Origin of the sequence: Nostoc sp. (assembly GCF_035638895.1) — a bacterium.
Taxonomy (GTDB): domain Bacteria; phylum Cyanobacteriota; class Cyanobacteriia; order Cyanobacteriales; family Nostocaceae; genus Nostoc.
Genome location: NZ_DASQZC010000320.1, coordinates 1 through 11,299 on the forward strand (window position 1 = coordinate 1; position 11,299 = coordinate 11,299).

General features: G+C 42.1%; 8 protein-coding genes. 4 read left to right on the forward strand and 4 right to left on the reverse strand.

Annotated features, from left to right (window positions below):
* A partial coding sequence (locus VE944_RS15845) for an NACHT domain-containing protein (protein WP_324978599.1) occupies positions 1–2,963 on the reverse strand: 2,963 nt, incomplete at its 3' end.
* Between the two features lie 351 nt (positions 2,964–3,314).
* Here VE944_RS15845 and VE944_RS15850 point away from each other — a divergent pair.
* Positions 3,315–3,539: a hypothetical protein gene (locus tag VE944_RS15850; RefSeq protein WP_251958529.1), complete on the forward strand. Its 225-nt coding sequence runs from the start codon at positions 3,315–3,317 to the stop codon at positions 3,537–3,539.
* A 264-nt stretch (positions 3,540–3,803) separates the two neighbouring features.
* Positions 3,804–4,751, forward strand: a complete 948-nt coding sequence (locus tag VE944_RS15855; protein ID WP_324978603.1) for an aldo/keto reductase — start codon at positions 3,804–3,806, stop codon at positions 4,749–4,751.
* Between the two features lie 10 nt (positions 4,752–4,761).
* On the opposite strand, the gene VE944_RS15860 is transcribed toward VE944_RS15855, so the two are convergent.
* From VE944_RS15860 to rimO, 3 genes are all read right to left on the reverse strand, one after another.
* The gene (locus VE944_RS15860; RefSeq protein ID WP_324978605.1) at positions 4,762–5,340 is read right to left on the reverse strand and encodes a Uma2 family endonuclease; all 579 of its coding nucleotides are present in this window, start codon (positions 5,338–5,340) and stop codon (positions 4,762–4,764) included.
* A gap of 225 nt (positions 5,341–5,565) precedes the next feature.
* Positions 5,566–7,098, reverse strand: a complete 1,533-nt coding sequence (locus VE944_RS15865; protein ID WP_324978607.1) for a DEAD/DEAH box helicase — start codon at positions 7,096–7,098, stop codon at positions 5,566–5,568.
* A gap of 266 nt (positions 7,099–7,364) precedes the next feature.
* Entirely contained in the window at positions 7,365–8,684 is a 1,320-nt protein-coding gene (rimO, locus tag VE944_RS15870; RefSeq protein WP_324978609.1) for a 30S ribosomal protein S12 methylthiotransferase RimO, read from the reverse strand.
* Between the two features lie 671 nt (positions 8,685–9,355).
* Between rimO and btpA the strand changes: the two genes are divergently transcribed.
* The gene (gene btpA, locus VE944_RS15875; protein ID WP_324978610.1) at positions 9,356–10,204 is read left to right on the forward strand and encodes a photosystem I biogenesis protein BtpA; all 849 of its coding nucleotides are present in this window, start codon (positions 9,356–9,358) and stop codon (positions 10,202–10,204) included.
* A 151-nt stretch (positions 10,205–10,355) separates the two neighbouring features.
* Positions 10,356–11,299, forward strand: a 944-nt coding sequence (locus VE944_RS15880) for a vitamin K epoxide reductase family protein (protein ID WP_324978612.1), incomplete at its 3' end; no start/stop codon positions are given.

An 11,299-nucleotide genomic window follows, 5' to 3' on the forward strand; every position in this document is an offset into this window, starting at 1 on the left:
AAAGTATTAAACAAATGCTCACCTTTATCTGAAAAGCAACTTCTAATTTCCGATAAAATCAAACGCTGTTTTTCCTTACTATAACGAGCAATCAAATAGATTAACTGCAACAGTTTGGGAGTGTTATCAAAGTTATCTAAAAGGTTAAAATCAGAAATGTTATCTATCAAATTTAGCGGGCTATAAAACACTTGAGCAACAAAATAATCCTTATATTTGTGATTTCTGTTATTACGAGATACAGGATTTTTTAATTTCAAAAAAGCTTGAAAAATATTTAATTGGCTAGATGAAAGATTCAACTCATTAGCAATATTAAAAAAATTTTCAATATTCCAGCTCAGAATTTCTATACATGATTTAAATGCTTCCTTTGTAAGAGAAGCCCATTTAGGACTTAGGAGAATTTTAACAACAGTTTTAAGGAGCCAACGTTTAAGAGTAATTGATTGTCTCCTCATTCCGGCATTTGGACTTAACAGATTTGAAGTTAACACACATGAAATATAATCACATGGTGATGCAAGGAGGAAAATTTCAACTTCTTCTACCTTCTCATGATTGTCTGGCAATATATGAACCAAGACAAGAGCTGCACCTACACTTTCAGTTAGATTATTGTCATATAAGCATGAAATCAAAAAACTGTATAACCATGACTGTGAATTCGGCTGACTGACTTGTATTAAAGGATAAAGTAATTCAATTTCCAAAGAATGGGCTAATGGTTCAAGGCATTTTCGGAATTGCTGACGAATACGTTTATCTTGCTCTAGTACCCCTTCCTGTAGTAATCGTGCAGCTAGAATAGCCCCACGCCCAAGCCTGCGTCTCAATAAACGTAAATTTTCATCATCTCCTTCGTTAAGATTTTCTAGCACCGCAACTACCACTGCTAGTTCTGTTTTACGCCCATTCTCAACGAGAGCACTTAACAGAAAATGCATAACTTCACGCCAATGAGCATCACCTGCTATTAACTCAACTCTTTCACGTAATTCGTCTGCACTCACAGATTCATAAATAAATTCTGCTGCAAAAAATTCTTGCAATGGGCGAATATCAAAACGTACATAATTACCATCAACGGGTGTACTGACCAGAACTAGTCTGTCTGTTGTGGCTTGCATCAACACATCAACAGTTTCATCTATTTCTGTTTCTACCATTTGCGATACTGCATCTGTAATAAGTTTTTTAAACTCATGATTACGATCTAACTTTGTCTGAGCGCCCTTACTCAATTCTGCTCTAGCATGTAAAACAAATCCAAGGCGATTATGTACTGTCTTCAATAATTGCTCTTCTTCACTTAAAAGTTTAGCTAATCTTTTATCTAGCAAATTCCTATTTGCTTCTCTCTTTCTAATTACCTGATAAAAATTTGTAAATAATTTCCATCTTCTTTCAGGGGGTTTTTCACCAGATCGTACTACAATTGCCATGATATGAGACTGTAAAGGTGTAGTCATCAACTCACGCACAGCTGGAGATTGAATAGCAGATATCAATGTTTGTAGAGCTTTTTTTCCTTCACTTGGAGAGCGATTCAGTTCTAACACTGGTTTGGCACATTCAATAGCTTTTTCTGGAGAAAGATTTATCAGTTCTATAGTGGGACCATCTAAATCTTCAAATTGTCCTGAATATCCTTGGGGACGAGATGTACATAGAGTCAGAAGATCGGCATTGATTTCCACTGCTACATCATTTACAAAGCGACATACTTCTGTAGCAACGGCATCCTTAACATCTTGAGGAACTTCATCAAGTCCATCAAAAATTATGACCCAGCTACGATTTCCTAGTAATCGTTTGAGTGTTCCAACATTAACTTCTTGCTCAACACCAGCAGAAATAAAATAGGCTAAGTATGTTAAAATGCCACGAGGCTTGTTTCTTTCTTGTTCTCCAAACCATTGAGCAAATTCCTTTAGCTCAATACTAATAGGTATTCTAGGTACTGAAGGCCAAAAACCATTCTTTTCAGTAGCTTTGCGAATTTCAGATGCTAAGGTCTTTTGTTTTGGTGGAACCTGGGATATATCTTTATTTACAATTAATGCTGCTCGTTGAATTTGACAAAAGAATTGGGTAATTGTTGATTTTCCCTGTCCTGGGCCACCTTTTATAAACCAGACTCTAGCTCGTGATGGATGCTTGTTCCAAATCTGCCACTCCTTCGTGTCTGGTTCTTGTTCATCAAGAAGATGACATCTGGCAGATGTTTTTACTAGCCGCGGCATTACTAAGTCTTGAAAATTATATTCATGACAACGAAATGGGAGGTCAACGAAAAGTTGGTGAATACCTGGGCTTTCTCCAGCAGAACCAGCTTGCTCTAGTTTAGTGTATTGTTGGTCATCAAGTTGATATAATATTAAGAAACGAAGGATTGTTTTGGCCTCAGGTTGTGCATCCTTAAGTTGATTAAAAATTTCGGTCAAGATGTTTCCTGGTGTCAGAAAATGCCTGTAATGATCGCTTATTTCTGGATTAAGTATTAATAAATCAAGGATCTTACGCCCACCCCATATATGAAAGTTATCTTTCAGTTCAGGGAATTCGTTAGCTACTAATTCTCTTGCTTTATCAAATGCACCAGTTTCTGGAGTTCCTGAAGGATCAATATTAGTTGCAACAATCCAGTTATCTGGTAATTTCCGTCCAGATTCAGGATTTTTAAACTCTTTTAACTCTGCTCGAATCTGACTTAATAACCATTTCTGACTATCTTTAGAAAGATTAGGCTTATGAAACTTAGATTGTAAGTACCAACATCCAGACCAGCGATCTGTTTCACTAGGATACGGTGCTTCTCCTTCAAAATATCCATCACGTCCACCATCAGAACCTGGACTAAATCCTGTTAATCCAAGCCCAAGGGCACGTAGAGCAAGATGATTTACCAAATGCTCAAAAGTATTTGGATCTAGCTGGGTTAAATCGTAGCTATCAGGCATGGAATTTAATAATTATGGGATATTTGAACAATTTACAGTTAGGTGAGTGAACATTATCCACCACAACTTTTGAGACGTATGGATCGAGTAAGAGTTATTGATTAAGTTTAACTCCTTTGTACTAATTTATACTTCCAAGAAGCTTTTCATCTAAAAAATGACGCACTAAATCCTTAATACCCAATGTCCTATATTGCGCTGTAACTTTATCGGACGCAATTAAGCCACATACAATATCAATGTGAAATTGTGGTTTTAACTACGCTATTCCATTGAATTAGTAAGATAAACTTGCCGTATGTATGTCATCAAACTACTTACCTTCGTCTAGTAACCAAAAAGGCATAAGCAATGACTAAAGAACCAGTCAAAGTAATATTATGGGAAGAAAATCAAAAAGATTTTCTCAAAAAGTTCTACGATCTCCAATTTATTCCCAGAGTAGGAGAGGAAGTTTACCTAAAAAAGGAAAGATGGAAAGTAACCAGAGTTGAGCATGATGTAGAAATTAGTGAGATTAATGTCTACATGGAATTAATCAAAAAACCCAAGCAGGATAAATCATCTAATTCTTAAATACAAGAAAATACACTCAACTATAGCAATCCTATTTGATTTGTGAGAATTGCAACCCGCAGATCCTCGACTTCGCGGAAGTTGTCGGGGATCTTGTTTATGTGCGTTTGATTCAGGTTTTAAATTTTTATGCAAGGCGCGATGTCTACGACGGGCGTGCAACACCACAAGATTTGCAGCCAAGTGGTGACGATCGCACCTAATCTTATCTATAACGATAGACTATAAAAGTAAAGAAATGTAAATAAACTAAATTTTGCAACCGTGGAAAACATCACATTGGGGCAAAATGGCCCATCTGTTACACCCTTGTGCATAGGCACTTGGGCTTGGGGTGATAAACTATTTTGGAATTATGGCGATCGCTATGGCCCAGAACAGTTGCAAGAAGCATTTACCGCAGCATTAGAGGCTGGTGTTACCTTCTTTGATACTGCCGAAATCTATGGAATGGGAAAAAGCGAGAAATTTTTGGGGCAGTTTCTCCAACAAACACAACAACCTGTGCAAATAGCTACAAAATTTGGCCCTGTACCGTGGCGATTTACAGCCCAATCGGTCTCTAATGCTTTAACAGAGAGTCTCAAACGCCTACAACTTGACCGAATCGCCCTTTACCAAGTGCATTGGCCTTTTGCCTTCTTGTTAAGTCAAGAAACTTTGATGAATGCCCTAGCAGATGAAGTGAAACGGGGCAGAATTGCTACAGTCGGTGTGAGTAATTACTCAGCAGAGCAAATGCGGGACGCCCATCAAATATTGGCGGCCCGGGGAGTGCCTTTGGCTGTGAACCAAGTCCGCTATTCTTTACTGACTCGTCAAGTTGAAAGCAAAGGTATTATCGCAACTGCCCGTGAGTTGGGTGTGACTATTTTAGCTTATAGTCCTTTAGCACAGGGATTACTTACAGGCAAGTACAGTATTGATAGTACTGAAACTCCCACTGGTGCCAGGAAAGTAGATTCGCGATTTAACAAAGAAGGTTTGCAAAAAATTGCCCCAGTTATATCTTTGCTACGCAAGTTCGGTGAAAAATACGATCGCACTCCTGCCCAAGTTGCTCTCAACTGGTTAATTGCTCAGGGTAACGTTATTCCCATTGCTGGGGTGAAGACAGCCGAACAGGTACGGCAGAATGCTGGTGCTTTAGGCTGGAGATTGAGCGACGATGAAATTGGAGAGTTAGAACTAGTTAGTCGTCCTTGGTTGTAGTATTTCTGAACTACTCAAACACAGGAGGCCAAATTTCTGACACTACTAGCTCCCAACCTGGTAATAAGTCTGGTAGTGTCAGTTTCTTATTATCCTGCAAAACTATTGGTTCTTGGTTGAGCCGATAAACTGTGAGCGTCAATTTCTCAGGATCAATCAGGATACCAACCGTAGCTCCTAGTTGTAAGAATAACTGAATTTTTTCTACCAGTGGTTTGATCCGGTCTGACTTAGATTTTATCTCTACCATCAAGTCAGGAACCAGTTCCACAAAGTCGCGCTTGCTTGTTTTCAGTCTATCAGCACGAACAAAAGATACATCGGGAGCGCGGAGATTTCGTTTTTCGTTATCAGCTTCTTTCCCGTTTTCAGTTTCTAACGTCGGCAAAATGAAACCAGCGCTTGAACCAGTCACCCGTCCTAGCTTCTGTGGGCGTACCCAATTACCTAGTAATCTAACTAACTCAGCACCTATTTCCTCTGACTCATAATCTGATGGCCCCATAAGAACTATATTTCCGTCTACTAGCTCCATCTGCCATTCTGGATGCTCTGCTTGTAGTTGCTCTAAGTCTGGAATAGTGAACATAAGACCACTTAAGAATGCATCTTTAATTTATCTTCCTACAAACGGGTAGGATAATTTACCCAAAAAGCCAAAAAGTCAAGAGCCAAAGTCAAAATCTTGACTCCTAACTCTCAACTCTGCCAATTTTAGATTTGGGTCGCACCTTTGTTGCGCTTCCAGCGCAACTTGGATTTTAGATTGAAGAAAAAATCTAAAATCCAAAATCGATTAACTTCTAACTGTTGACTAAGAAGCTGATTCCCTAGCTGTAGGTGAACCTATCTTTTTACTAGGAGATGCAGAAGAATCCTGTCCACTTGTCCGTAGTTTGGGCTTGGGAGAAGAATGTCTTTCTTCACCATTGCTGCTATCTGATTTCCACGCAGCACGGGGGCGATCGCTGGAAGAAGATTCACGACGCTTACCGAGTCTTGGTTTGGGAGCAGAGGATTCCTCTTGGGGAATTTCCACATCTGAACTCAACCAAGCGGGACGAGTTTGATCGTAAGCGATTTGCAGTGCAGCTGCGGCGATCGCTTGAGCATCGTATTCTTCAATCAGTTCGCTAACAATTGGCAAGAATGAAGCCAAACGCTCACCTGTCAAAGCTTCTCGCACTTGTTCTTGCAGTTTCAGGATGTGCCGCGCTTCAATTTGTGCGCGTGTAGGAATGGTCAGCAATTGCCAACTTTGGCGATTATGACGTTCAAATGTTTGCTGTTTGCGCCGCTCAAATGGTTGTACTAAAGAAATTGCTGTTCCTTCTTTACCAGCACGACCAGTACGACCAATGCGGTGGACATAAGTTTCTACGCTATCGGGTAAGTCGAAGTTGATTACGTGGGACAGTTGATCGACATCTAAGCCTCGTGCTGCAATATCGGTTGCTACCACCCAACGAACTTGACGGTTACGGAATCTGACTAATAGCCGTTCCCGCGCTTGTTGAGACAAGTCACCGTGGTATTCATCGACACTATGACCAGCCCCTTGTAACTGACTGGTGAGTTCTGCGGCTGTGCGTCTGGTGCGGACAAAGATTAAAGCTGTTTCTGGATCTTCCATTTCCAGAATCGGCTGTAATGCTTTGGCTTTTGTCCAGTGACGGGGGATCAAGTAAGCTACTTGATTGATTTTGTTGGGAGCGGCTTTTGGCTGCTCAACGGTGACAGTTGCAGGCGATCGCAAAAACTTGTTCACCAACATCCGAATCGATGGTGGCATTGTTGCCGAGAATAAAGCTGTTTGGCGATCTACGGGCGCTTGCGACAGGATTTTGATCACATCGTCGATAAAGCCCATGCTCAACATTTCATCGGCTTCATCCAACACAAACCACTTCACTTGATCCAGCTTTAAACAGCCGCGATCGAGCAAATCGATTACCCGCCCTGGAGTACCCACAACCATGTGAACGCCACGTTTGAGTTGCAACATTTGGCGGTCAATTGATTGACCACCGTAGATTGCTAACACCCGCAATCCTTCATTACCGATAAATTGGGCGATCGCATCGTGAACTTGCATTGCTAATTCACGAGTTGGTGTTAAAACTATGGCTTGCACGGCTCTTTGATTAATATCCAGCCGTTCTAAAATTGGCAGTGAAAATGCTGCCGTTTTGCCTGTTCCAGTTTGAGATTGACCTACCACATCACGACCGTCCAGCAATTGGGGAATTGCTTGTATTTGAATGTTAGTGGGTTCGGTAAAACCGATTTTTTCTAGTTGTGCGACACGTTCTTGGGAAATGCCTAATTCTTGAAATGAAAGAGTCATTAATTCGTCCTAAATTTTATCTAAGGATTTTTGGATTAGTCATTTAGTCATTAGTTATTAGTCATTTAGTCATTAGTCATTAGTCATTAGTGAGCTTAGGGCGGTAGCGATGCCTCAAATCTTGGAGAGGCTATGCCAACAAGTCCGCCAGCGTTTCAGGTAAACCCTTATGAAAACTGCTATTAATGCAGCGTTGACCTCAGAATAAGGTTGAATCTGTAAGGGTCATTTAACAAATGGACTTTGGACAAAAGACAAAAGACAATTTAGTTATTGACTACTTGACCATAGAGGTCGTATGTATCAGCGTGGTGAATCGCTATTGGCACGATGGTTCCTAATTTTGCCTGGCCTTTGACATACACCAGACCATCAACCTCTGGGGAAAATCTACCTGAACGACCGATTAATTCACCACTTTCAGGATTTTCTTGCTCAATCAGGACATCGATGATTTTGCCTACTTCCTGTTGATTTTTCTTTTGAGAAATCGGTTGCTGGAGTTCCATCAGTTGGTATCGGCGATCATCCATCACTTCTTGAGCCAACTGATTTGGCAACTTGTAAGCGGGGGTTCCTTCCTCAGAGGAAAAGGTGAAGACACCAACATGATCAAATTCATGCCGCTCAACGAACTCTAGTAGATGCTCAAAATGCTCGCTTGTTTCTCCTGGGAAACCAACAATAAATGTTGTCCGCAGTACGGCTGTTGGTAGCGCCGTTTTGATGCGATCTATAATCCCATCATTTACCTGTCCTTGCCAAGGACGGTTCATGGCGCGGAGAATCTCTGGATGAGAATGTTGCAAGGGCAAATCCAGATAAGGCAAGACGTTGGGTGTTTCTTGGATGGCCGCTATCACATCTGGGGTCAGTCCCGTGGGATAAGCATAGTGCATTCTAATCCACGGTATATCTACTTTCCCCAAAGCGCGAAGTAATTCGGCTAATTTTGGCTTACCGTAAATATCTAGACCGTAATTAGTGGTGATTTGGGAAATTAAAATAATTTCCTTTACCCCTTGACTAACTAACTGCTCGGCTTCGGCGACTATAGATTCAATAGTACGCGATCGCTGGTTCCCTCGAAGATGAGGAATGATACAAAATGCACAACGATAATCACATCCTTCCGCAACCCGTAGATAAGCCACGCCCTCGGTTGTAGTGCGATAGCGCGGTGTAGTTTCGTCGGCGATGTAGGTTGGTTCTATACTAACCTGTTTAACCCGTTCGCCAAGTTCAACACGCTCAATTACATTTACAATTTTGTGATAATCACCTGTACCAACCACCGCTACTGCTTCCGGCAACTCTTCCAAAAGTTGTTCTTGGAAATGTTGTGCCATACAGCCGGTGATTACGATTTTTTTATTTGCCTCTGCCAGTTCTACCAAAGTTCTGACAGATTCTTGCCGGGCTGCTTCAATAAAACTACAAGTATTAACAATAACGTAATCGGCTAACTCTTCATTTGTATCTACACCGTAGCCTGCTTCTACGAGCATTCCCAGCATGTGTTCTGTATCAATTCGGTTTTTCTCGCAGCCCAGGTGAGAAATGGCAATTGTTGGCTTGTCACCCATATTTTGAAAAAATCTTCATTTTTTTTCTTCCTGTAATCAAACACTCTGGCGGAAAATTAAGCTTTTTTGCTATCACTATCCTCCTGAAAACAGCGCAGTGGCAAATATCCACTGTCAATAACTGTTCGTGTCATAACCCTATTAATAAATAAAAATAGAGGTCATGTTATGATATTTCTATCAATCTGTTCCCCAGGGTAAATTGAAGTGTCTTTGGGTACATTTGACACTTGTAATCTTTTTTAACAATTCGCCTATTGGTATTTTACATTACCACAGCGTGTGCGTTGTTAATCTACCCATCGGGAAGCCGCCCAAAGGGCTTGTTGTGAGAAGTCGCTACCCTCCGGAAAATCGACGAAAGCGACTACGCTTATAAAGCAGTAATGCTAGCCTGGCGATTGGCAAGTCCTACGACTGGGCGCGGACAAGACGCCTAAACCACGGAAAGCTGCCTTGCGTCTAGTGAGTGGCAAACTCCTCTTGTAGCCAAGTTTTATCTTAACATATCTTATGGGAGGTTGGAGGCCAATTTCCATCTAAGGAAGGAGGCAATAAACCGACTATCATAAAACACATTTGACTAGTTAATGAAAACTCAAGAGTCAAGGGTCATACAGTCAATAGTCAAAAAATTCTAGACTCTGGACTCCGCGAGGCGGATTAAAGACGTGGACTTATATCAATTATTTAAAACTCGCTCACCGATTATTGGCGTGGTTCACCTGCTACCACTGCCGACCTCACCTCGTTGGGGAGGTAGCCTAAAAGCGGTGATTGACCGCGCCGAACAAGAAGCCGTGGCCCTAGCAAGTGGAGGGGTTGACGGGCTGATTGTGGAGAATTTTTTCGACGCCCCGTTTACCAAAAACCAAGTTGATCCGGTGGTTGTGAGTGCCATGACCATTGTGGTACAACGGATACAAAATTTGGTGACTTTGCCTGTAGGGTTAAATGTTCTGCGAAACGACGCTAAAAGTGCAATGGCGATCGCGAGCTGTGTACAGGCGCAATTCATCCGCGTCAACGTTCTCACAGGAGTGATGGCAACCGATCAAGGATTAATTGAGGGAGAAGCCCATCAACTACTCCGCTATCGACGGGAGTTAGGGTGTGATGTTAAAATCCTGGCCGATGTATTGGTGAAACACGCCCGTCCTTTGAGTTCTCCAAATCTCACAGTCGCCGTGAAAGACACCATTGAAAGGGGTTTAGCTGACGGAGTAATTTTATCTGGTTGGGCTACTGGTAGCCCACCTAACTTAGAAGATTTGGAACTAGCTTGTGGTGCAGCAGCTGGCACGCCAGTTTTCATCGGTAGTGGAGCGAATTGGGAAAATATTGATACATTGATGCAGGCAGCAGATGGTGTCATAGTTTCCAGTTCCTTAAAACGTCACGGACGTATAGAGCAACCAATTGACCCAATTCGCGTCAGTCAATTTGTCGAAGCTGCACGTCGCAATTGGAATTCCAAAAGTGAAAAGAAATCAGCAGAACAAGTGAAGTTACATTCTTAGAAAGTAGGGAGTGGGGAGTGGGGAGTAGGGAGTAGGGGGAGCAAGCGAACAATTATTATTCCCGATTCCGCAATTCCCCATTCCCTATTCCCCCTTATCCCCAGAGGGGGCCCCACCATCCCCATTCCCCATTCCCCATTCCCCAATATTTATGATTCGCCGTCGTTCTACTCCTTGGATTCATAAATGGTCACGTCCATTGATTGCCGCGATCGCTGGATGTGGTGCCCTGATAACTGGTTATCTGACCATAGAAAAGTTAACAGGAGGCAGTGCAGCTTGTGTGGCACAGGCTGGTGTCAAGGGCTGTAATGATGTACTTTCCAGCCCTTGGGCAACGGTTTTTGGTCAGCCATTAGCTTTGTTCGGGTTTTTGGCATACATCAGTATGGTGATATTTGCTTTGGCTCCTTTGGTATTTAACTCAGGGGAAAAGAATAGCCGCAAACAATTGGAAAATTGGACGTGGTTGCTGCTGCTAGCGGGTGCGATCGCAATGTCTGTTTTTAGCGGCTACTTAATGTACGTGCTAGCATCTCAAATCAAAGCTATTTGTCTTTACTGTATCGGTTCAGCTTTGTTCTCTGTGAGTCTTTTAGTGCTGACGATTATCGGTCGGACTTGGGAGGATATTGGACAAATCTTCTTTACCGCTCTGATTGTAGGGATGGTGACGCTGATTGCCACTTTAGGCATTTATGCTGGCGTGAATCAATCAGATGTCACACCTGTAACTCCAGGACAACCCGCAAAAATTACCTTTACTCCCAAGGCAGACCCTAACCCAGCGTTCGGTTGGGAAGTTACCACTACTTCTAGTGAGGCAGAAATAGCCTTAGCACAACATCTGGCGAAGGTAGGCGCGAAGGAATACAGTGCTTACTGGTGTCCTCACTGCCATGAACAAAAGCTGCTTTTTGGTAAAGAAGCCGAGGAAGTAATCAACAAGGATGTTAAAGTAGAATGCGCTCCCGATGGACTCAAAGCTCAACCCGAACTGTGTAAAGCCGCAAAAATTGAAGGCTTCCCCACTTGGATCATCAATGGTAAAAGCTATAGTGGAGTCCAAAACTTAGAGGAACTAGCGAAAGTTTC

Bases quoted from the DNA above. Each gene is read 5' to 3' on its own strand.
- rimO (WP_324978609.1), bottom strand. From the start codon at position 8,684: ATGGGTGACAAGCCAACAATTGCCATTTCTCACCTGGGCTGCGAGAAA.
- VE944_RS15850 (WP_251958529.1), top strand. From the start codon at position 3,315: ATGACTAAAGAACCAGTCAAAGTAATATTATGGGAAGAAAATCAAAAA.
- VE944_RS15865 (WP_324978607.1), bottom strand. From the start codon at position 7,098: ATGACTCTTTCATTTCAAGAATTAGGCATTTCCCAAGAACGTGTCGCA.
- VE944_RS15860 (WP_324978605.1), bottom strand. From the start codon at position 5,340: ATGTTCACTATTCCAGACTTAGAGCAACTACAAGCAGAGCATCCAGAA.